The sequence below is a fragment of the uncultured Endozoicomonas sp. genome (assembly GCF_947495845.1).
Classification (GTDB): domain Bacteria; phylum Pseudomonadota; class Gammaproteobacteria; order Pseudomonadales; family Endozoicomonadaceae; genus Endozoicomonas.
The window spans coordinates 1-19,782 of record NZ_CANMAO010000006.1; the positions used below are offsets into that span (position 1 = coordinate 1).

General features: G+C 45.5%; 26 protein-coding genes. 10 read left to right on the forward strand and 16 right to left on the reverse strand.

What is annotated here, in order from left to right:
• Positions 1 to 56: 56 nt before the first annotated feature.
• Positions 57 to 773, reverse strand: coding sequence for a hypothetical protein (locus Q1B11_RS06330; RefSeq protein WP_299729328.1), 717 nt, complete (start codon positions 771 to 773; stop codon positions 57 to 59).
• A 775-nt stretch (positions 774 to 1,548) separates the two neighbouring features.
• Here Q1B11_RS06330 and Q1B11_RS06335 point away from each other — a divergent pair.
• Positions 1,549 to 1,689, forward strand: coding sequence for a hypothetical protein (locus tag Q1B11_RS06335; protein WP_299729330.1), 141 nt, complete (start codon positions 1,549 to 1,551; stop codon positions 1,687 to 1,689).
• Between the two features lie 87 nt (positions 1,690 to 1,776).
• On the opposite strand, the gene Q1B11_RS06340 is transcribed toward Q1B11_RS06335, so the two are convergent.
• Together Q1B11_RS06340 and Q1B11_RS06345 are read right to left on the reverse strand one after the other, a co-directional pair.
• Entirely contained in the window at positions 1,777 to 2,085 is a 309-nt protein-coding gene (locus tag Q1B11_RS06340; protein WP_299729333.1) for a type II toxin-antitoxin system RelE/ParE family toxin, read from the reverse strand.
• On the reverse strand, positions 2,082 to 2,324 hold the full coding sequence (locus Q1B11_RS06345; RefSeq protein WP_067517615.1) for a type II toxin-antitoxin system ParD family antitoxin: 243 nt from the start codon (positions 2,322 to 2,324) through the stop codon (positions 2,082 to 2,084). The genes Q1B11_RS06340 and Q1B11_RS06345 overlap by 4 nt, the downstream gene beginning before the upstream one ends.
• 261 nt (positions 2,325 to 2,585) lie before the next feature.
• Between Q1B11_RS06345 and Q1B11_RS06350 the strand changes: the two genes are divergently transcribed.
• Entirely contained in the window at positions 2,586 to 3,755 is a 1,170-nt protein-coding gene (locus Q1B11_RS06350) for a DUF3322 domain-containing protein (RefSeq protein WP_299729340.1), read from the forward strand.
• A gap of 129 nt (positions 3,756 to 3,884) precedes the next feature.
• Here Q1B11_RS06350 and Q1B11_RS06355 read toward each other — a convergent pair whose 3' ends face one another.
• Entirely contained in the window at positions 3,885 to 4,220 is a 336-nt protein-coding gene (locus tag Q1B11_RS06355) for a type II toxin-antitoxin system HicB family antitoxin (RefSeq protein WP_299729343.1), read from the reverse strand.
• Positions 4,217 to 4,360 carry a type II toxin-antitoxin system HicA family toxin gene (locus Q1B11_RS06360; protein ID WP_299729688.1) on the reverse strand — a complete coding sequence of 48 codons (144 nt, stop codon included), beginning with the start codon at positions 4,358 to 4,360 and terminating at the stop codon, positions 4,217 to 4,219. Before Q1B11_RS06360 ends, Q1B11_RS06355 begins: the two co-directional genes overlap by 4 nt.
• Between Q1B11_RS06360 and Q1B11_RS06365 the strand changes: the two genes are divergently transcribed.
• Together Q1B11_RS06365 and Q1B11_RS06370 are read left to right on the forward strand one after the other, a co-directional pair.
• Positions 4,301 to 4,477, forward strand: a complete 177-nt coding sequence (locus Q1B11_RS06365; RefSeq protein ID WP_299729698.1) for a hypothetical protein — start codon at positions 4,301 to 4,303, stop codon at positions 4,475 to 4,477. The two genes, Q1B11_RS06360 and Q1B11_RS06365, sit on opposite strands and share 60 nt — an antisense overlap.
• Positions 4,478 to 4,601: 124 nt before the next feature.
• The gene (locus Q1B11_RS06370) at positions 4,602 to 5,009 is read left to right on the forward strand and encodes a DUF86 domain-containing protein (RefSeq protein WP_299729346.1); all 408 of its coding nucleotides are present in this window, start codon (positions 4,602 to 4,604) and stop codon (positions 5,007 to 5,009) included.
• 8 nt (positions 5,010 to 5,017) lie between these two features.
• Here Q1B11_RS06370 and Q1B11_RS06375 read toward each other — a convergent pair whose 3' ends face one another.
• Complete coding sequence (locus Q1B11_RS06375; protein ID WP_299729349.1) at positions 5,018 to 5,566, reverse strand: Uma2 family endonuclease; 549 nt, start codon at positions 5,564 to 5,566, stop codon at positions 5,018 to 5,020.
• A gap of 127 nt (positions 5,567 to 5,693) precedes the next feature.
• Complete coding sequence (locus tag Q1B11_RS06380) at positions 5,694 to 5,939, reverse strand: hypothetical protein (RefSeq protein WP_299729352.1); 246 nt, start codon at positions 5,937 to 5,939, stop codon at positions 5,694 to 5,696.
• Between the two features lie 336 nt (positions 5,940 to 6,275).
• Between Q1B11_RS06380 and Q1B11_RS06385 the strand changes: the two genes are divergently transcribed.
• Together Q1B11_RS06385 and Q1B11_RS06390 are read left to right on the forward strand one after the other, a co-directional pair.
• On the forward strand, positions 6,276 to 7,211 hold the full coding sequence (locus Q1B11_RS06385) for a hypothetical protein (protein WP_299729355.1): 936 nt from the start codon (positions 6,276 to 6,278) through the stop codon (positions 7,209 to 7,211).
• Positions 7,212 to 7,330: 119 nt separating this feature from the next.
• Positions 7,331 to 8,272, forward strand: coding sequence for a KTSC domain-containing protein (locus Q1B11_RS06390; protein ID WP_299729358.1), 942 nt, complete (start codon positions 7,331 to 7,333; stop codon positions 8,270 to 8,272).
• Between the two features lie 114 nt (positions 8,273 to 8,386).
• Here the strand turns inward: Q1B11_RS06390 and Q1B11_RS06395 are convergent, their stop codons facing one another.
• The 3 genes from Q1B11_RS06395 to Q1B11_RS06405 form a co-directional block, all read right to left on the reverse strand.
• Positions 8,387 to 11,965 (reverse strand): DEAD/DEAH box helicase, encoded by a 3,579-nt coding sequence (locus Q1B11_RS06395; protein WP_299729361.1) that lies wholly within the window; start codon positions 11,963 to 11,965, stop codon positions 8,387 to 8,389.
• Between the two features lie 165 nt (positions 11,966 to 12,130).
• The gene (locus tag Q1B11_RS06400; RefSeq protein ID WP_299729364.1) at positions 12,131 to 12,700 is read right to left on the reverse strand and encodes a DNA-binding protein; all 570 of its coding nucleotides are present in this window, start codon (positions 12,698 to 12,700) and stop codon (positions 12,131 to 12,133) included.
• 741 nt (positions 12,701 to 13,441) lie between these two features.
• Complete coding sequence (locus tag Q1B11_RS06405; protein WP_299729367.1) at positions 13,442 to 13,609, reverse strand: hypothetical protein; 168 nt, start codon at positions 13,607 to 13,609, stop codon at positions 13,442 to 13,444.
• A gap of 116 nt (positions 13,610 to 13,725) precedes the next feature.
• Here Q1B11_RS06405 and Q1B11_RS06410 point away from each other — a divergent pair, with 116 nt between their 5' ends.
• Complete coding sequence (locus Q1B11_RS06410; protein ID WP_299729370.1) at positions 13,726 to 14,049, forward strand: UPF0175 family protein; 324 nt, start codon at positions 13,726 to 13,728, stop codon at positions 14,047 to 14,049.
• A 185-nt stretch (positions 14,050 to 14,234) separates the two neighbouring features.
• A complete protein-coding gene (locus Q1B11_RS06415; RefSeq protein ID WP_299729373.1) occupies positions 14,235 to 14,486 on the forward strand; it encodes a DUF3368 domain-containing protein in 252 nt (83 codons plus the stop codon).
• Positions 14,487 to 14,662: 176 nt separating this feature from the next.
• On the opposite strand, the gene Q1B11_RS06420 is transcribed toward Q1B11_RS06415, so the two are convergent.
• The 6 genes from Q1B11_RS06420 to Q1B11_RS06445 form a co-directional block, all read right to left on the reverse strand.
• Positions 14,663 to 15,067 (reverse strand): PIN domain nuclease, encoded by a 405-nt coding sequence (locus tag Q1B11_RS06420; protein ID WP_299729376.1) that lies wholly within the window; start codon positions 15,065 to 15,067, stop codon positions 14,663 to 14,665.
• Entirely contained in the window at positions 15,068 to 15,274 is a 207-nt protein-coding gene (locus Q1B11_RS06425; RefSeq protein ID WP_299729379.1) for a type II toxin-antitoxin system VapB family antitoxin, read from the reverse strand.
• An 844-nt stretch (positions 15,275 to 16,118) separates the two neighbouring features.
• Entirely contained in the window at positions 16,119 to 16,589 is a 471-nt protein-coding gene (locus tag Q1B11_RS06430) for a PspC domain-containing protein (protein WP_299729383.1), read from the reverse strand.
• A complete protein-coding gene (gene pspB / locus Q1B11_RS06435; protein WP_299729386.1) occupies positions 16,586 to 16,822 on the reverse strand; it encodes an envelope stress response membrane protein PspB in 237 nt (78 codons plus the stop codon). Before pspB ends, Q1B11_RS06430 begins: the two co-directional genes overlap by 4 nt.
• A gap of 79 nt (positions 16,823 to 16,901) precedes the next feature.
• Positions 16,902 to 17,585: a PspA/IM30 family protein gene (locus Q1B11_RS06440; protein WP_299729389.1), complete on the reverse strand. Its 684-nt coding sequence runs from the start codon at positions 17,583 to 17,585 to the stop codon at positions 16,902 to 16,904.
• 2 nt (positions 17,586 to 17,587) lie between these two features.
• Entirely contained in the window at positions 17,588 to 17,908 is a 321-nt protein-coding gene (locus tag Q1B11_RS06445) for a hypothetical protein (RefSeq protein WP_299729392.1), read from the reverse strand.
• 192 nt (positions 17,909 to 18,100) lie between these two features.
• On the opposite strand from Q1B11_RS06445, the gene pspF reads away from it, so the two are divergent.
• Positions 18,101 to 19,213 carry a phage shock protein operon transcriptional activator gene (gene pspF, locus Q1B11_RS06450; RefSeq protein WP_299729395.1) on the forward strand — a complete coding sequence of 371 codons (1,113 nt, stop codon included), beginning with the start codon at positions 18,101 to 18,103 and terminating at the stop codon, positions 19,211 to 19,213.
• Positions 19,214 to 19,230: 17 nt separating this feature from the next.
• Positions 19,231 to 19,761, forward strand: a complete 531-nt coding sequence (locus Q1B11_RS06455) for a GNAT family protein (protein ID WP_299729398.1) — start codon at positions 19,231 to 19,233, stop codon at positions 19,759 to 19,761.
• Positions 19,762 to 19,782 lie beyond the last annotated feature (21 nt).

Genomic DNA, 19,782 nt, shown 5'->3' on the forward strand with positions numbered 1-19,782 from the left:
TTTGCGATTCCGGAATAAGTAAAACTGGCTAGAAGCCTTGGTGCTGTTGACTGGAATCACTTCAGCGGGAATTGCTGAGGAGCGGCAGTCATACCACCAGGTTGTTTTAGATAGATTTTGACCTCTGCTAACGCAGTTTGGCACCCTGCATTAGATAGTTCCTTATCAGATAAGTAATGCATATCTGAGTTGCCTTCAAATCCATAAATCTCAGTTATATCATTTACATCATTTACACCAACTTCGTTCTTAGCCGTAACTTTTTGCTTAGCTAAATGCAAATACTGAGGATTGTTTTGAGAGTATTCATTCGTACAATTATCAGCAAGTGCTGTAGTTATAGAATAATAATCTAGCTGCTCTGGTGCCTCGGCTACTGACCGATTCAAAGTTGAGTTTTCAGAAGCGCTCAGTATGCTTTGTACTTTCAATTTTGATTCCAATCCAGGAATATAAATAACTTTATTACCATTACTGTAATAGCTTGCATTGCCATCACTAAGTAGAGACTCATTACTTATAAGCGTAATTCGAGAAATAAAATCTAGGATATCTGAATCATAAGCAGTCATATCTAACAACTGTATAATTTGTTTCTGACTAGAAATTATATTTTTAACTTCCTCAATGCTTGTGGATGGAGTGATGAATAACGATGGATTGATTAACAATTCCGAATAAGGATTAACTAGACCTTGCTCAACATTAGCATAGGATAGGTTAGAAGCTACTACTGAAGAAAGAAGCATTAACTTAAATGATTTCTGATTCATAAATGTTCACCTTAACATAGGATGCAATTCAGCAATTATTCACGCACTTATAACGTGGTATTTACTTAAGCCCACAAAAGTTCGGCGTAAAAACGTCAGCATTATGGTATCGTCAGCAACATATCACATGTGTTAACCTTTAAAATCTACTCATGCTACCTTCATCTTTACCTACTTCTGATTAACATCATTTAATTGGCATAATTGTTAGTCGTAAATATGCAGTCGTTTTCGGTTTGGGGCGCCACTTCCTATCTCTAGTAGTTATGAGGAAAACTCAAAGATAAGGAGCAGAATAAGGCGAAAAAATGAGTAATGGTGAGCAATGCATAGGTAGACACTCAATCATGAGGTTGAAGGGCTCTTCAACTTACCGACTATCAAAGAAGTCATATAATCAACGCATACTCTACACGACAGTTGAAGTTAATATAGGTCAGGTTTGAGATATGCACAAAGTATTTTTCAACACGACTGTCCGGTTAAGCACAAACCAGCTCCAGATTCCGCGATAAATTGGCTTAAATTCTATCTGGCGGGTCAAGTAAAGAACCCACGTCCTTAGAACTTGGTTTTGCCTGAGCCTCCTAAAATGGGGCTGTATGCCACCGCCCCCACCACAGTCGAGGCACAGGACACAGCAACACATGCCTCATTAGTGCTTGATGGTTTTGATAAAGCGTATTATTCAAACTGCCGTAAGACAGCATCTACTATTGCAGATATTGCAGAGGCTCCGATAGACTGAAAACAAATCAGCAAAAGGAACACACCTATGGATACACAAACCCTGAGCTATCTGAAGCAAAATGCGGCCAAGTTGGATGTAGATGATGGTCCTTTGCGAAATACCCCGCATGGCTTGCCGGTTCACCGGGTTTATTCAGAGCAGGAAGTGCAAATGCGCGATGAGTAAACCGGTCATCGTTGATATCACTGAAACGGCACGCTTCCTCATGCCTCTACCCTAAGCCCGACGCCTGCCTGGCACACAATGATATTGTTATCGGTTATGCGCTATGAAGTGAGTTTCTACATCCATGCTTTTGTGGAGAATTCTCACAATCTGTATTTGATTCTTACCAGATTGCCTAAAATAAACCATGTGACTACCTTGAGGGAATTTTAGATAACCTTCTCTGATTTCGTTACAGGATTTACCAAGACTGGGTCGCCCAGACAATAAAATAAATGTGTCGTTAAATTGTTTTAGGTAAAGATTCCTTTGCTCTCGTCCCCAACGTTTCATTGTGAACATTGCAATTTCTTTCAAGTCTGCCTTGGCTTTTTGGGTTAAGGCAAAAGACTTCATTGTTTATGGTCACTATCGAGCTCGTTAATAAAGGTATCGTAGTCATACTCAGCAAGGCCGCTATTTTCGCCTTCGATAAGCAAATTTCTGAGGGTATTTAGTTTCGTTTCTTTACTTTCCAGTAAACGCAGAGCTGCACGAATAACTTCACTGGCAGAGCCATAACGGCCGCTTTCAACTTGGTTGAAAATAAACGAATCAAAGTGTTCACCCAAGGTTACACTGGTGTTTTTAGCCATATTAGATACCTCCCTAATTATCATTGAGTACCAATATATACCTAATATTGGTACATATTATTCGCAAGTCAAGTCGGTGTCGGCGCTTAATAAAATCTCGTTCTTCCGCTGCGCTTCATCGGTTCTCTTTATCTGCTGAAAGCATTGAGGCATTCAAGCAAACTCTCATCCAGTTGCTGAATTCAGATTACGACACGAAACCTGTCATAATCGACAGAACGACCTATCATCAGATCCTAAGCTAATGGGCACCGTACCAACATGATCACTCGGAGTGAACTGAAGAAAAAAGCACTGCGCCCCTGGACTTCCGGGGCTTTTCTGCAAAGTGTTCTGACCGGTGACCAGCTGTTCCCACTGGAAGTCACCTTCCGTAAGCCTGCCGGTAAAGTGTTGAGCCAGGATTACCTCAAAGTTCGGGACTGGATCACTCAGTTGAACAGTCACAGTAAGGCCGCCACTGGTAGCGGCTACCGTCTCGAATTTCGCACCATCAATCACAAGATGCTGGGTAGCCAGCGCATTCCAGAAAAAATCTTCTTTGATACTCGTGATGACTGGCTGAGTTTTATTGGCAAGCGGAAAGACTTCCGCCAGTTTGATGAACTGATCGGCACTCTACGGCGACAATTGCCGGAACTATTACCCTGGCTACAAAAGAAGCCTCTGAAAGCTTTGGAGCAACTGGAAAACTGGCCTCGGCTACTCAAGGTTTGCCACTATTTTCGCCTTAATCCAACACCGGATCGATATATACGACAACTGGATATTAAGGGCGTGGACAGTAAATTTATCGAGAACAACAAGGGTATTCTGTCGGAACTATTGAGTCAGATTCTTGAGCCGGAGGACTTTGACGGCACCATTACCGGTCTCGCTGAAAATGGTTTCGAACGGCGCTTCGGCCTGAAATATGATGAACCGCTGATCCGTTATCGGCTTCTGGACAGCACCGAACCCGTGACGGATATCACCGTCCCTCTGTCTCAATTTATAGACACCGGCGTCAGCACGGTTTTTATTACCGAAAACAAGGTGAACGGACTGGCGTTTCCTCCGGTAGCTGACGCCATGGTGATTTTCGGTCTGGGCTACGGTATCCGGTCACTGTCTTCCATCCACTGGCTAAAACAGAAAAACATGATCTACTGGGGTGATATCGATACCCACGGCTTTGCAATTCTCTCCCGGTTGCGTCAGCATTTTCCTGAAACCCGCGCCCTTTTAATGGATCAAAGTACTCTGCTCCAACATCAGCATCTCTGCGTCGAAGAGCCGGAAGACAAACGTTTTCTGGGCGAACTTGCTCACCTGACCAGTGATGAACAACAGCTGTTTGCTGAATTGAAAAGCAATCTACACGGTAAAAATCTCAGGCTGGAACAGGAAAGGATTGGTTTTGGCTGGCTGATGGAGGCGTTATCAATCTGAACATTAGCTCAACAGCTCAAATTATGATTTTAGGGGGCTAAAAAGCCCTATTATTCTGCCTTATGACCTCCCTACTGCCCATTTCGGGGTCGCCGTAGGTAAGTACCCAAAATTTTTTGATGCGTGTGATTATTTGATGCGAGAAGCATCACTTAATGTGCGAGAAATCCATTGATTGATGCTTTGTCCGCTCACCTGAGCAGCTGTTGCAATAGTTGCATGCAATTCTGGCGGTATACGTAACATGAGCTTGCCTGAATATGGTTTCTGTGGCTCTTTACCAATGGCTATGCAAGCTTCAAGATAATCCTCGACTGCTTCATGAAAAGCATCCTTAAGTTCGGCTACTGACTCACCATGAAAGCCAACCCTATCCTTAATGCCTGCAATATGACCAATAAAACACTCATCGTCATCGCTGTATTCAATACTTGCTGCGTAACCTTTATAAGTCATTGTATTCATGGTTTGATTCCAATCCTGATTAGGAAATCTCGTGCATCTTTCACCTGATACGGCTTTGCCTCTTTCTCTGGATGAGGTCTATGAAAAGTTCCAATTTCCCCACCTTTATGGAACCTCACACGCGATCCGCGCCCTTCGATAACTTCAGCTCCAACGGCAATGAAGAGAGCTTCTATGGCTTTCCACTCCAACTGCTTTGGCGTTGGATCTTTATATATCGCGATGAGCGTTTTTCGGTGTCTGGCATTCATGCATGACAGTATAGATTATAGTATCATTATCTGATATCAACGTTTTAATGTTCTATAAGACATAAGTACATAACACTGTGATAATAAGACAGACAAGGCACCATTAACGATCTTGCAGAGAGAGCCCGAAATGGATGACGTTATTCTTAACAAGCACACTATTATTGGTCGCAGCCTTAAGCGTGTGGCCGAAGAATACCATGGTAAAGAAGGTACGATTGCCACAGACTTTGCCCAGCAGGATTCAGTTATTCTGAATATCCAACGGGTGTGTCAGGCAGTTCAGGATATTGCTAACCGTGTCATCCGTTTAAAACAGCTGGGAGTCCCAAAAAGTGCTCGTGAGTCTTTTTCCTTACTGGCTGACTCAAAAACCATCCCACCTGAACTGGCAGAAACGCTGACGAAGATGGTTGGGTTCAGAAATATTGCCGTGCATGAGTATCAAAAATTGAATATCGATATTCTACGCGCGGTGATTGACAAGCATTTGTCTGAGCTAAAGAAGTTTGCAGATCTGATGCTAGTGCTTGAGTAATTTGAACACTATATATAAATATCATCCATAGACAGTTTCAGCTTGATGCTATCGAGCACAACCTGATCACCGGAACCATAAGTTGCTACCACTTCAAAACGGCCGTTATGCCACATCCGTTTTTCTATAATCGGACGATCAGGGTCAACCACCAAATATTCTCCGTCAGTGGATTTTAGAATGTGTCCATATTCCGCCGACTTATATACCCGATCGGTCAATTCTGTGCTTTCAGAGAGCACCTCGACCAACACAGTTGCGGACTCACACATATCCTTATATCGCCGATTTTCCTCACAGGAAACCATCACATCCGGGTAACGAAATGACTTCACAAATGCCGACTCCACCTTGAGTCTGACATCAGATGCAAAGACATCACAGGGCTTTCCCACTAAATGATTCCCCATAAGGCGGGCTATATTGGTGATTATCTTACCGTGCTGGATAGTCCCACCATCCATTGGGATCAAATAGCCTTCTATGTACTCATTTCGAGAGCCTAATGATGCTCTTTCATGAACCAAGTAAGCATCAAGGCTGATTTGGTGAGACATGCTACAACCTGCCGAGTATTTTCTCGTTTATACGAATGCAATCAGGGTAGTTATAGAATCAGCTCTAAGCAATGACTGTTATGGGCTATCCCACACGATAGCTACCTGTTCCGTCTTCTCAAAGACATCATGCCGGTTCATTCACCGCATAATCCCTTTCAATAAACTTCAGATGCGTTTCTATTGCTGCAATCTTACGCTGATTAGCATCAGTCATCGTCCATTGCTTTCGAGCTCGAAGTTCTTCCTGCAGCTTTTTCATTTCGGCTTGCGCAATAATCAGGCGAACTTTCATAGAAGGTATACGGCAGTAGTCTACGAATCCTGAATCAAGAGAAGGAACCTGTTTCCAATCGAACTGAGTCATCGTCATTATACGGCAGCTGTAGATTATACGATGATACTACAACTTGATGATTCGCTCCCCCTCACCCCCTGATTATTGACTCAAAGTTCGGATTAGATCTGTGAAATACTGAGCACAACGATTTTTCAACGCAATATACCCATCGCCTTTCAAGATGCTACGTTGTTGTCAGCGTTCGCTCACCCCGATCACCTACTACTTGTAGGCTCACGGGGCTTCGCTCACTTGTCGCCTAGTAGCATCTTGAAATCCAATGGGTATACACCATACAGAACAGATGTATTTGACAATTAAAAACACCAATGATTTTCTAAAATCAGGTGACAAATCAGGAACTGCGCAATGGATATGCGACACACCCTCGGTTTACTTCTGTTTTTCTCTAGCCTCTATCTATCATCCGCGGCGGCACAAGGTCCTCTTGAACCCGTAACCCTGCCTGGCCAATGCTTGCAGGCCGGTGCTTTCAAGCCGAAGGAACAAACCGATACGCTGCCAAAATGGCTATTGCAATGGCATCGGGCCAGAAGAGGTTACATCGTCACTTTGACCAATTGCGATCAACATCGTCAGCAAGAATGGATAAACGATGATGGATCATTGACTGGCATGGAAGGCGAGCTGGCGGCCTTGCCCTTCAAACAACACGTCATACCTGTGATCAAAAAAGGTCGAACACTGATTAAAACGTTTCCCATTCAATGGCTACAGGGACGTCTGGTTTATAAAGGCCGGGATGGCCAGACCCGGTGCCTGATTCCCAAAAATCGCTTTCACTTCGAGCACGCTTTATTGGAAGACTGTCTCCAGTCTCCCGATTTGCGCGAAAAAAGTCATTGGTATTATGCCATGCCACCAGCACCTGGCGAGGAAGGAAAGATTGGGCTTGCAGGTATTGATTCGGATCAGGATGGGGTGCGGGATGATGTTCAGCGGTTTATTGCTTCAACCTTTCAGGATGAGCCAACTGAGAAAATGATGCCTGTCAGTAAAATGGTTATGGTCAGACAGGAACAACTGATTCATGCCTATGACAAACAAAAAGTACTGGCTCTTCTTCCTCAAACGCTGGCATCACAATATTGCTTTTTTCATCATACTCAAGATGATTTTTCAAAATATCGTGTGCTGTATAAGCGGGTAGAGGCAAAGCTATACAACACTTATGACAGGCTTCAAGCAAGAAACAAAATCAATAGCTACTACGGAGGAATGATCGTCGAAGACCCGGGAGACTATGAAAAATACTGTAATCAAGAACCTGTCAATACTCCATAATTTGAGGATAGATGATGAAACGATTAATTATTGTTCTTTGCTTATGTTTCTCTCATCCTCTTTACGCGGCAGAGTGTTCTGGCAACGCTCCTAATCTTTCAATTTATTTTGGAAATGGTATGTTCAACAACCTTGATGACTCCAATTCATCAAGGCTCATGATAAAGTATTTAACTGCACGACAGTTGCCTGAATACCGCTTGTCTTATAAAGTTGCAATCAACCATAATGAAAACCCTTTCGACCAGCTGCTCGAAGTGTCCCGGCAAAAAGCACTGCAAGATTATGGCGTTATCCTGCTCTGGCTGGCCGGTATCGAAGCGGCTCCAGATTGGTTCAGAGAAGCCCTTTCAGAAGTAGCCATCTTATATCAGTCCTTCAGCTATATTCTTGACAGAGACCTGCAAACACACGTCAGGCAATACATACAAGATATTGAACAGTGTCGTAAAGTGCTTTTGGTTGCTCACTCTCAAGGTAACTTCTATGGCAATGAAGCATGGCAACGGGTTTATAAAAGCTCTATCAACAGCCTGCCCTTTAGCCAATTAAAAGTCATGGGAATGGTATCGGTCGCAACCCCTGCCAGCTTTGTAGGAGCACCGCTCGATTACGAAGGAGATCAGCAAAAAATAACCCGTTATCTGACTCTGAATGATGATCTTGTTATCAATGTGATTCGCAGCGCCATTATCAACCCACTGCCAGGTAACCTTGCAAACAGTAACGAAAGCAGTGACTGGAAAAATCACAGCTTTGTCGACACCTATGCCAGCGGCAACCCCAGCCAACAGGTTTTGACGAACTTTATACGATCAGTCGCGTTTAATCTTGAAAGCCTGCCTCTAAATCGGACAACACTCGATTCTTCAGCATTGGCTTCGGCCGGCTACGACCACGCCATTGGTATGCTGGAAATTGAGTTTACCCGCAGCGGGAGCGTGTACCGTTATTACGATGTGCCAGAGACCGTTTACAACAACCTGATCAGCGCAGCCTCCGCCGGCGGGTATTATAACCAGGCTATTCGCGGACAGTACCCATCTCGAAGGCTGTTCTGATGCCTGATGGCAGCTCCGTAGATCGTTAACCCCATGGGGGTTGGCGACAGAAAAACCCGAGTGGAGCATCAGCAATCCCGTTGGGATTACCGACGGGAGGCTGTTATTCTCAGTTTACCCAGCCTTCACCGGCTCAAACAACACGTTCAAATCGTCCGCTGTGATGGACGGTTTTTTCTTACCTGCATTGTCGCCATAAAGGGAATCGGCGATGGCTTTTTTCTTCTCCTTTAATTGCTGGATTTTTTCTTCCACCGTATCCTCGGTCACCAGCTTATAAACAAACACTGGCTTGTCCTGGCCAATACGATGGGCACGATCACTGGCCTGATCTTCTGCCGCCGGGTTCCACCACGGATCGTAGTGAATGACGGTATCAGCGGCGGTGAGGTTCAAACCAGTGCCGCCGGCTTTCAGGCTGATCAGGAAGACGGGCACATCGCCGTTCTGGAAGTCCTCCACCGGCTGTTTCCGATTGCGGGTTTGGCCGGTGAGTTTCACCCAGGGGATGCCCGTCGCTTTTAATTTGTCTTCGATCAGCGACAACATAGTGGTGAACTGGGAAAAAATCAGAATCTTACGACCTTCTTCCACCATGGGTTCTACCAACTCCATCAATAGGGTCAGCTTGGCAGAGTCCTTCACGGAAGCGGCCTGCTCCAGTTTGACTAAGGAAGGATCGCAACAAGCCTGACGCATTTTCAGCAGCGCATCGAGAATCACAATCTGAGAACGGGCCAAGCCTTTTTTCTCGATCTCGCTTTTTACTTTGGCTTCCATGCTGGCGCGAATGGTTTCGTAAAGATCGCGCTGTTGACCGTGAAGTTCGGTGGCACGAATAATTTCGGTTTTTGCCGGCAGTTCTTTGGCTACCAAATCTTTGGTGCGGCGTAACATAAACGGTGCTACCCGTTTTTGCAGTTTCTTCGCCTGGTCTGTATTCCCCTGTCGTTCAATGGGCGTGCGATAAAAACGGGTAAATTGATCATGGGCACCTAAAAAGCCCGGCATCAGAAAATCAAACAGCGACCACAGTTCACCCAGATGGTTTTCCATGGGCGTGCCGGTCAAACAGAGTTTGTGTTCCGCCTGCAAGCAACGAACCGCTTTGGCTGATTTGGCTTTCGGGTTTTTCACGGCCTGGGCTTCATCTAAAACCAACAGGTGAAAGTTGATTTTCGACAGCTGTTCAAAATCCCGCTGAATCACCCCGTAACTGGTGAGCACCAGGTCGGAGTTGGCAATTTCTTCAGCATCACGACTGCTGCCGTGGTGAATATGCACTTTTAAATCTGGCGTGAAACGTGCCGCCTCGTTGCTCCAGTTGTGCAGTAAACTGGTGGGGCAAACCACCAGCGTCGGCGCAGCTGTTTCTTTGCGGCTTTTAAGCCGCTGTTTTTCCAACTGGATATGAGCCAGCGTCTGCAGGGTTTTACCAAGACCCATGTCGTCTGCCAAAATGCCGTTCAAACCGTATTCCCGCAGGAACTGCAGCCAGGAAAGACCGTGCATTTGGTAATCCCGCATATCCGCTTGCAGGGTTTTCGCCGGTTTAACGGACTTCAGTCGTTTAAACTGTTTCAGCTTTTTGCCAATGGCCAATAGTTTTTCGCCACCGGACCAGGGCAGCCCCAACTTGTCGTACAGTTCCTGCCAGATTTCTGCGTGGTAGTTTTGGAGCTGATATTCATTAAGTGGACGATCGCCGAACAACTCCAGCAACGTGCCCGCAATCAACCCTAAACGGCCGGCCGGCAGTTGCATAAACTTTCCGCCGGGTAATGCCACAGGCACCAGCCTGTTTTCATCCATGGCTTTCAGTTCATCCACCGGTGGCAATTGATGGATTTGCCGCGCCAGCAACGGCAGCAAATCAACAGGCTGCCCATCAATGGTGATGCCCAAGCGCAGGTTAAACCAGTTGTTCTTACCTGTTTCGTCGGACTCATCCAGCTCTGCGTACCAGTCGTCATCGCTGATGGGTTCGAACTGAAATGGGAAATTGTCGTCTATGGTGATCGTCCAGCCATGCTCTTCCAACTCTGGAAGGCTGTTGGTCATAAAACGCAGCCAGCGATTACGGTACTCGCTACCGGAACCGGGCATCCCCATCACGAGATCGTACACATCCAGATCCGCAATCTGATGCACCTTCTCCATATGGCTGATATGAGCCGGCTCGATGCTTTCTGGCAACATTTCAAGGTCGGCATTTTCTGCACCGGTTTGTCGGGGAATCACCTGATGATTGTTAGTATCACTGAGCGGCTTCAGGGTCTGTTCATGGCTACCAAAAGGCACTACCTGACCATCGTAGTCAAAACTTACACGACCACGAGCCAACACTTCATCGGCTTTTTTGCCCATGGGAATACTATCGAGGCGCAGCAAGGGTTTGGGCATTACATTGAGCACAGCGACTTTTTCAGGCAGAGCCACGGTCTGCTTTTTCGATTGCTTGCCACCTTTGCCAATGCTTTTCACACTTTTGAAAATCGTCGTCAATGCTTTGGAGGTTTCTTCAACCCCGGCTTCATCGAGCGGTGGTGCCTTTAATAAAACAGACAGCAATTCGATATCGGGCAGGCCGGTCAGATCACCGCAATGGAACGACGCGTGATGACGCTGCAAATAGTAAGGCGGCTCCGATGGAATCAACATCAGAGGATGCCCGCTGCCTGCCGCGACCAGTTGCGGAAACTGCAAACCCTGTTCATCCAGCTGCCAGCGAATTTCACCTTTTATCGCAGACTGATGCTCCAGGGGGAGTTTCAATTCACGGTCCACCACGCAACGGCCAGTGGCCATGACCTTTTCCAGCAGCTCATGACCATCTTCACCGTTCAGGGTGATCTTGCCCTTATAGACATCCAGCTTCTTATTAATGTAGGCCAGGCGCAATATACGACGATCGTTTTCCGCCATGCTGGCCGGCCAGTTACCGTTGTGCAAACAGTTATAAGCACCACCGTATGTCGAGGGTTTGCCGTAGCCACCGTTTTTCAAATAACGGGACAGGCAAATTTGTACGACCATACCGCCGTGATAACTGTTTTCCTCCAACACATAAAGCACGATATTGGTATTGCTGCTGTTTGCGGCCTCGCTCTTTTCTTTCACTTCCAGCGCATTGGCTGCGTTTTTTAAACTGCTCAACCACCGGTTGCGCTGTTGCTCCAGCTCACGGGAGCGAATGGCTGACTGATGTTCAGAGGGAACCTGAGGTGCTTTTGCCGCTGGCACATCCAACACCTCACCAATGATGGCATCAATATCCACCGGCAGCTTATTACCGTATTGCTGCTTCAGCATTTTTTTCAGTTCATCGAGTTGTGAAATGCTGACTTCTGAAGGCCCCGCATCCACAGGGCTAGCATCCTCTTCCATCATTTTATTGAGGCGATTGGCACCGTACCGCTTCTCCCCCGCCAGCAGCAGAGCCAGGGCATGTTTGCAGTTATGGCCAACCGGGCAACTGCACTCACCGATGATCGGCTCATCACTGGAAAAGTAATTAAGGAAGACATCCACTTCATAGATCTTTCGCCCACTGCCACGAACTTCGCCGTATAAAACATCGGAATCGCTATCCAGCTCAACAGAATTGACTTTGTTCTTGCGAAAATACTCACGCCCCCGCTGCAGGGTAGTGTGCGAAAAAATCTGACTCAGGTTAACTTTCAAATCGGACATGAAGTGGTCGCTGCCGGTGATAGGCTCAGGGATTGGTGGACAGGGGCAAATGATAAGCTGCCCACATTAATACAATCCTATGTATCGGACAACAAGCAGGCAAGGTAGGTTCAATAAACGATTGCGAAAAGGTCGATCTATTACACTCTGAGTTTTAATCCAGGCTCAATCAGACGACGAACGCCCTGCATTTTTATCTTCACCGGAGTCAGCTTTGGCAATATGGTCGTTCAGCCATTTAAATTGAGACTGTAGCTCTAATGCTGCTTCAGATCGCCCTTTCAGCTTCGATAACTCTAGCTCCAAAAGCCGGATGGCATCCTCCTTCGCAGAAACATTAGCCTGCAAATCAACAACTTGCGCATCCCGCTTAGCAAGCAGTTGTTCAAGACGTTTGATTTCTTTTTCCAGAAGCTCTTCCACTTCCTGACGATCAGCCTCAATCTGCACCACGCGCTCCTCTGCCAAAGCCACGCGTTGAGCGGCGACTTTACTGGCTTCAGCCCACATAAGCTCACCGGAACGCGTAATCGTTTGCTTCACGTCTTCCGGTATATCGATGATGGCTAATGAATGGCTGGACTGCCTGTCCCTCCACTCCCTAAAGTGTGGGCCGATATCCGAAAAGCTGCCCACCGAGCCCAGCTCATTTCGCACCTTTTTATAAGTGGGTTTCTCACCTCGCACCAGTATTGCCTCGGCCGCGGCAAACACCGTATCTTTTTTTACTGTCATATGCCTCCTTGCTGTAGGGTTTGTAAAACGCTACGTACACTACAATCCTGTTTTTTGGTTCGTGCCTGAGCTTTCTGCTCATTTATCGTTGTGATTTTTTAAATCGATCATAACCTGCAGATTCAAACAACTTATCAACAGGATATGCACGACTTATTTATGCACACTAAAACTTATTCACAGGCATTGCAACCCTTTGGGCGGCTGGCTGCTTAAAAAACCTAACCCATTGTATTGCAATGATTATACGAACAAGATTCGCATAGCTGTCTCGGGAAGGCAGGTATTTTACCGTGGTCTTATATGGGTAATTGACTGGAAAAGACAGCAGAAAACAGAGTTATCCACAGAATGACAGCAGGAGAAATAGAGGATTGGAGGATCAGGCAGGCGACAGAAAAAGATGTTAAATACGGTTATTCACACCTTTCATTGCTTCAGGTTTGAGGTTGTTTTTTTTACGTTATGTTTACAAGAAAATCAGCACTGGTGATTGATGGGGCTGTTGAGTTTTTCCATTGTCGAAAACGCTTCCTTGCATCGTGGGGCGCACCACATACGACTCCGGTTTTCTTTTCACCGGGCACTGAACGCCAGATGCAAATGCTCAATGATACGTTGGTCACGGGTAATCAACGGGCTATCGCAAAAAATGGTGTCTGCTGCAATCAACCGGTCAAAAGCGTCCCTCGTCCAGTGAGTACCGATAGCGGATTGAACCAGGCCGGCTGTTGGCGTTTTTTAGCAAATCATCCCCACATCACCATACAAATCAGCCACTATCTCCGCAGGTGTGTAGGCAATCCGACCAATCTCATATAAATATTGAAGCTCCAGCCTTGCCAGCTCAGGCAAAACAATATCATGCTGCTCAAGCTGTTCCTCAGCCAGCGGAGAAATCTTGCTCAAATCCCCACTGTGGAGAAAGAACGCAATATGCGAATCAATCAAAACCATTGCCCGATAACAATAATGTGCCACCTTATGTGTACACAATATATTCAAGTAAGAAAGCAGGCTCAATTATGCATATGTTCGGAATCAGAGACTTGCGGGAACGCAGCGGCGAGCTGACTAAAGCAGCAGAATCCGGTCATTTATGTGTATTTACGAAAAGAGACAGACCATTTATGGTGGGTATCCCCTTCAGTGAAACCCTATTGAAAGAAGGAGTCCACACTAACCTTGCAACCCACCTTTATGAACAGGGTATTCTGTCACCGGCAAAAGCTGCTCGACTGGCACAATGCAGTCTTGAGGAATTTATCCAAAAACTTGGCCACCTCGGCATAACGCTGATCGATTACGATACAGAGGAATTAGACGAGGAATTAAGCAACCTTGGTTAGCCACAGCAAGCCGCTTATTATTGCCGACAGCAGCCCACTCATTGCCTTGGCGCTGCTCAATCTACTGCCTGAATTGAACAGTCTGGCCAGTAAAATACTCTTACCAATTGCCGTAGAGAGAGTGCACACAAAATCTGTCCCTTCCCGGCGCACAGAGGATCAAACAGGCTATCAGCACCCAGCTATTGACAGTAACCCAGGATATAGATTTACACCAATCACCAGAACTTGGCACTATTTCAGCACTGATAGATCCAGGAGAAGCACAGGCAATCGCGGTAGCCCAAATGCAACAGGGTTTGCTGCTTATAGATGATAAAGCGGGCAGACGATGCGCCAAAAGCATGGGCATTCCCATTACTGGCAGTCTTGGTGTTATGTTAAAGCTAAAGCAGAACGGCAGAGTATCTGCCCTGAGGCCGTTATTAGAGAAGTAGAGCCGACACGGTTACCGTTATTCATCACCTCTATTGGATCAAATACTTAAAATAGCAAATGAACATAATTGAAACGTTGAATCTTGCCCCCAGGAATGAATTATTCGATTCTAAATGGCCAACTACTTACGACAGAGATCATACAAAATGAAAAACCTGACACCATTTTTTCGAGCTCAATGTTGGTTAGCATTGACACAAATAAGTTCAGAGTATTTTTCAATAGCATCAAAATCACGATCTTTGTGTAAGAGAGGAAGTGCATGATGAATAGCGGTGACCGCAATGAGACAATCCACACTTTTTCGAATAGTCACGCCTTTCTTTCTGGCATTTCTATACAACATGGCAGAATCCATATATAGCTGATCTGATATCGAATAACTGGCAAGTGAAGAAAGGTAATTTTGCGTTTTTTTACATGCCTTGTCATCCCGTATACCCTGAAGTACCTCCATCAGTATGACTGGACAGGTGCCCACCCGACCTTCTTGCAACAACCTCATAAGATAGTTCACCTGTGGATTGTCGATGTCATTGAAAAAATCAACCCAAACACTGGTATCAACCATAATATCCATTCAGCGGGTTTCTCTCATATCATCAAGGTTTCCCTGCCAGGCGATCTTGCCTTTTAATGACAGAATCTGCTTTTGCTTTTCCCGGCGCACCAACTCCTGTAAGGCATAGTTCACCAGTTCACGTCGCGAGCCAAGACCAGAAAGCTCAAGGGCTTCACTCATCAAATCCTGATCAATCACGATGTTGGTTCTTACGCTGGAGGACACGAATACACCTTATTTAAAGATTTTGGTGTATCTATAGTAGTATGCCGAAAAACAACAATCAATTATTAGTCTCTTCAGAACTATTCCGCTTTACGACATCACAAGAAGTAGACAAGACTGAAAAGAGCAGTGGCACCACTTCGCTCGGAATACTTGAACATGGGAATATAGTTGCCATTCATGATAATGCACAATTGAATTGACAACTTGTTGACAGAGCTGGCAGAACCCGCGTGCACCTTAGTGTCATAAAAATCTAGGCTCATTATGGGTTTCTGGGAGGTGACACAAAACAGCCAAATAGCACCGTCATTCATCCTTGATTTTGCTGAGCTTCAGGCCGGTTTTGAGGTAAAAAAGTAACTCAATTCTGGCACCTCCCAGAAACACATAAAGAGCCATAACCAAATGACTTTATGGACAGCCCTTGTTGACGAGCGTATTTGGTTTGAGAAAGTCCAGATTGTTCCCACTGTTCAATATGCTGGAACCAGAATTGACGTTTATCGGACATGTTGCCTCCTGGAAATTGAGAGGCTTCAGTATCCAGTTTGGTGCTCAGGCTGGGTAGATGTAGTTGGGCTGGCGCTTACGGGATGTTAATAAACGCATGGGCAGATTCATGATGAATGGGATTCTACTTGCTCATGGCTATCCTGTTATCAATGTGCCCGCAGCCCGCCAGAAGGAGTTTAATCAACTCATGCTTGAGTTTTATGCAACTGGCGACATGCACGAAATGAATGCTTTTCTGAGGTCATGTTTACATCTAAAAATTGTCGAGAACTTCCAATTTAATGGCTAGCGATCGTAGGTGCTTAATGTCTGATCTCAGAAGTTATGCTCAAGCTTGCTGTTTTGAAGAAGCATGGAGATCACGAAATTCTCTGGCAACTTTTAAATGGTTGGAAGTAACGCAGTTCTCTAGCTGAGCGACTCTGTATTCTTGCTGAGAGAGCTTTCGGCTTAGTTGTTTTACAGCCATTTTCGTCAGTTTGGGGTTTGACTCATGCTCTTTAAAATCAGAATTTTCCTCTTCTTTTACAGGCCCATTGTCGGAACCAATTTTGGTTTTTTTTGTACGAAGTTTTTTATTGGTCGCACCGCTTGTGCTGATACTGAGTACAACCCCGATAGCAATATAGGCGAGCATGGCGCGAGAGGTTGAGGTGAAATAAGCAATACCCGCAGCACTCAGCCGAACAGCCAAAACATCCAGATGGAACCGGTTGGCAATATAACTGCATACACCCATGATGGCCGGGCTTGCTTCGCCTTCCTTTTGCTGGGTAAAGATCTTTTTCAGCCGGCTCATTGTCGATTCCTCCACCCTGGCACTTCCGTATCCAGAATGCGTTCCAGTACATGCACTCGTTCTTCCATGACTTCTACACGATGAACTGTCGATTCAAATAATTCCTGCGACTCCTCGTCCAGCTGCCTTGCCTGACGAAGCTGTGTCAGGTAATGAAAGATTAGCCATGGCAGAAAAAGAAATAAAATGAGAATCGCACTCAGGGGAACAATGTCGTCTATGACATATTCCATAGCTCTTGTAACTCCTTTGCCAGATCACTAAAAAGATAGGATCTTGTTTTTATACTTATTGTTGCTCAGATAGTGTTGTTCAAACTACCTTATCTTCAGGCTCTTTGGAAATAGAAGCCTTAAGAGAAGCGAGCTCTTTCTCAACTGCGCTGCTAATTTCAAGGTTCTGGAACTCAGCTTCCAGATCTTGGGTGGTATTTCCCAGGCCTTCGGCCTCCAGTTGGCTATCTAATGCATCAAGATCCCTTTCCATCTCTTCAAACCGGGCTTCCTGTCGTAGCCGGGTTTTCTCCCGGGTACTTTCGCGCATTTTTAACCGGTTCTGACTCACCTGCTTCCGTATGCGTAATGATTCAAGACGCTTACGAGCTTCTTTCATGGCATTTTGAAGGCGCTGGATATCTTCATCGTGGCGGCCAAGTTGTTGCTCCATCTCTTCCAGGTACTGTTCTTTTTCCTGAGACTCGGTGAGTAGCTGTTGCTTTTCCGATAGAGCGTGCCGGGCCAGATCTTCCCGGTTATGTTCCAGAGCCAGTTTGGCCTTTGTCGTCCAGTCTTCTATTTGCATCTGCTTGTTAGACAGTTGACGTTCAATGTCTTTCTTATCAGCGATCAGGCTTGCGGCATCCAGCCTTACCTCTACGAGGGTTTCTTCCATCTCCTGAAGCATGAGGCGAGCCATCTTTTCCGGGTCTTCCGCTTTATCCAGCAGGGTGGTGATGTTGGCATTCAGAATGTCACTGAGGCGTGAAAAAATACTCATGGCTACGCTCCCTGACTCATATTGCTGTTCAAATAATTAATAATGAGATTGTCGCTTTTCTTTCTATTGTTCTGATTTTTCTGAACCGTTTCTTTCAATGGCTGTTGTTGAAATAGCTGTTCATTGATTAATTGATGATGCCTGGCCAGATCTGCTGGCAGCTCTTTTTCCAGTTCACTCTCAATATCCTGCATGGCTTGTATTTGTATGTCTTTCATCGCATCGTCAGAAACGCTATCCCATGCCAGAGGCTGCTCATTTGCCATGGCTGATGCGCCAAGCAGAGACAGTGAGACGATAACAGATTGGAGTATTGCTTTCATGTTTTGAAGTCCTTTCAGGTAATTCTTTCCATAAAGATAAGTCATAAACTGTGCCAAGGTTCTGGAACACTTTAACGTGCTGTTTATTAAGGAATTATTAAGTTTCTGTAAAAATGCATGATTTTTGATCATGGTTTTAGCCGCCATTTTATGGTCAGATAAACCAATTAATGGTTTCAAAATATAAGAACAATGCCTTACACACAGTTTTCCAGGAAGAAGACATTGATCGGCTCATCGTCTGCGTTTCTTGAGATGCTTGAGTCTATTTCCCGATATGCTCACCACCAGAGACCGGTACTGGTAATGGGAGAGCGTGGTACTGGAAAAGAAGAAGTCGCAAGTCGTTTGCATTACCTGTCTCCACGATGGCAACAAAGCCTGGTAAAACTAAACTGTGCTGCTTTTAATGATGAGCTATTGGATTCAGAGTTGTTTGGGCATGAGGCTGGCTCGTTTACTGGCGCTAAACAAACGCGGACAGGTTTGTTTGAAGAGGCTGATGGCGGAACCCTTTTTTTAGACGAGCTGGCAACCATGGGACCCCGACTGCAGGAAAAATTACTCAGGGTTGTGGAGTATGGTGAGTTTTACCGGGTTGGTAGTTCCAAGCCTGTACAAGTGGATGTGCGAGTTGTGGCAGCAACCAATGAAAACCTGAAGGTGCTTTCTGAACGTGGAGAGTTCAGGAAAGATCTTCTGGACCGGCTGGCCTTTGATGTCATTGCTATACCACCGTTGAGAGTAAGAAAGGAAGATATTCTATTATTGTCTACTCACTTCGCAGTGCGAATTTCCCAGGAATTAGCTGATATTGAAAACGACGGTGGTTTTGTTGGTTTTTCGGATGCAGCTATCGATATACTGCAGAACTATCAATGGCCTGGAAATGTTCGTGAGTTGAAAAATGTGGTTGAACGCAGTGTGTGCCATGGTGTGGCAGGTGAAGAAATCGATCAAATAGTGATAGATCCGTTCAGTTCACCCTGGCTCTCCGGCATGAGCGGGGCAAGTGCGCAAGATGCCGGCTGTGAACAGGTCGCCGTAGCCAAATACCATTCTGATACGAAAAAAGGCCAGCTTGAAACCCGTTTAGAAGAAATGAAAACCGGAAACAAGATCGAATTAAAACGTGTTGTAGCAGCTATTGAACAGTTGTTTGTTCGCAATGCGATGGAGTTTAGCCGACACAATCAGAAAGCGGCAGCAGACTTGCTCGGGTTGAGTTACGACCAATTCAGAGTATTGATTAAAAAATACGGTAAAGAACAAGCCGTTACGGAACCACTGGCTTTATCAGAATAAGAAAGGAGTAAAGGCTAATGTTTGCACTGGATATTGATCAGGAAATCCGTTTGTGTCTCGTGCATGAAAAGTTCGCCAGTACTTATGTCAGACTGGCGACAGAAAATTATGATTACCTGACCCAATGGCTGCCATGGCCAAAAACGAACAAAACCGAAGATGACTTCAAAGGCTTTATTCAGGGGGCTCTGCATAAATTTGCAGATAACAAAGGGATAACATTCGCCATTGAGTTTAAAGGTGAAGTGGTCGGAAATATCGCTTTATTCGACGTGAATACGCCGCTTAAAAAAGCAGAGATCGGTTATTGGATTATTGAGTCTGCTCAAGGGAATGGGCTGATAACAAGAGCTTGTCATTTTCTGATTGATCATGCATTTACTGAACTTGATTTGGAAAAAATTGAAATCCGCGCAGCTACAGAAAACAAACCCAGTCGTGCAGTTTGTGAGCGCCTGGGTATGAAACTGGAGGGAGTGCTGACGCATCAGGCTGTACTAAACGATAAAATTGTTGATCATGCTATTTATGGTATTCATCGGGCGTGAAGGTCAGGCAACCCGAAGGTT

Excerpts from the sequence above, each read along its gene's own strand:
- Q1B11_RS06345 (WP_067517615.1), bottom strand. The coding sequence starts at position 2,324 with ATGGCTAAAAACACCAGTGTAACCTTGGGTGAACACTTTGATTCGTTT.
- Q1B11_RS06335 (WP_299729330.1), top strand. The coding sequence starts at position 1,549 with ATGGATACACAAACCCTGAGCTATCTGAAGCAAAATGCGGCCAAGTTG.
- pspB (WP_299729386.1), bottom strand. The coding sequence starts at position 16,822 with ATGGAATATGTCATAGACGACATTGTTCCCCTGAGTGCGATTCTCATT.
- Q1B11_RS06395 (WP_299729361.1), bottom strand. The coding sequence starts at position 11,965 with ATGTCCGATTTGAAAGTTAACCTGAGTCAGATTTTTTCGCACACTACC.
- Q1B11_RS06445 (WP_299729392.1), bottom strand. The coding sequence starts at position 17,908 with ATGAAAGCAATACTCCAATCTGTTATCGTCTCACTGTCTCTGCTTGGC.
- Q1B11_RS06410 (WP_299729370.1), top strand. The coding sequence starts at position 13,726 with ATGCATATGTTCGGAATCAGAGACTTGCGGGAACGCAGCGGCGAGCTG.
- Q1B11_RS06390 (WP_299729358.1), top strand. The coding sequence starts at position 7,331 with ATGTTCAACAACCTTGATGACTCCAATTCATCAAGGCTCATGATAAAG.
- Q1B11_RS06340 (WP_299729333.1), bottom strand. The coding sequence starts at position 2,085 with ATGAAGTCTTTTGCCTTAACCCAAAAAGCCAAGGCAGACTTGAAAGAA.
- pspF (WP_299729395.1), top strand. The coding sequence starts at position 18,101 with ATGCCTTACACACAGTTTTCCAGGAAGAAGACATTGATCGGCTCATCG.
- Q1B11_RS06350 (WP_299729340.1), top strand. The coding sequence starts at position 2,586 with ATGATCACTCGGAGTGAACTGAAGAAAAAAGCACTGCGCCCCTGGACT.
- Q1B11_RS06385 (WP_299729355.1), top strand. The coding sequence starts at position 6,276 with ATGGATATGCGACACACCCTCGGTTTACTTCTGTTTTTCTCTAGCCTC.
- Q1B11_RS06375 (WP_299729349.1), bottom strand. The coding sequence starts at position 5,566 with ATGTCTCACCAAATCAGCCTTGATGCTTACTTGGTTCATGAAAGAGCA.
- Q1B11_RS06355 (WP_299729343.1), bottom strand. The coding sequence starts at position 4,220 with ATGAATACAATGACTTATAAAGGTTACGCAGCAAGTATTGAATACAGC.
- Q1B11_RS06440 (WP_299729389.1), bottom strand. The coding sequence starts at position 17,585 with ATGAGTATTTTTTCACGCCTCAGTGACATTCTGAATGCCAACATCACC.
- Q1B11_RS06430 (WP_299729383.1), bottom strand. The coding sequence starts at position 16,589 with ATGAGCCGGCTGAAAAAGATCTTTACCCAGCAAAAGGAAGGCGAAGCA.
- Q1B11_RS06370 (WP_299729346.1), top strand. The coding sequence starts at position 4,602 with ATGGATGACGTTATTCTTAACAAGCACACTATTATTGGTCGCAGCCTT.
- Q1B11_RS06365 (WP_299729698.1), top strand. The coding sequence starts at position 4,301 with ATGAAAAGTTCCAATTTCCCCACCTTTATGGAACCTCACACGCGATCC.
- Q1B11_RS06455 (WP_299729398.1), top strand. The coding sequence starts at position 19,231 with ATGTTTGCACTGGATATTGATCAGGAAATCCGTTTGTGTCTCGTGCAT.
- Q1B11_RS06420 (WP_299729376.1), bottom strand. The coding sequence starts at position 15,067 with ATGGATATTATGGTTGATACCAGTGTTTGGGTTGATTTTTTCAATGAC.
- Q1B11_RS06330 (WP_299729328.1), bottom strand. The coding sequence starts at position 773 with ATGAATCAGAAATCATTTAAGTTAATGCTTCTTTCTTCAGTAGTAGCT.
- Q1B11_RS06380 (WP_299729352.1), bottom strand. The coding sequence starts at position 5,939 with ATGACGATGACTCAGTTCGATTGGAAACAGGTTCCTTCTCTTGATTCA.
- Q1B11_RS06400 (WP_299729364.1), bottom strand. The coding sequence starts at position 12,700 with ATGACAGTAAAAAAAGATACGGTGTTTGCCGCGGCCGAGGCAATACTG.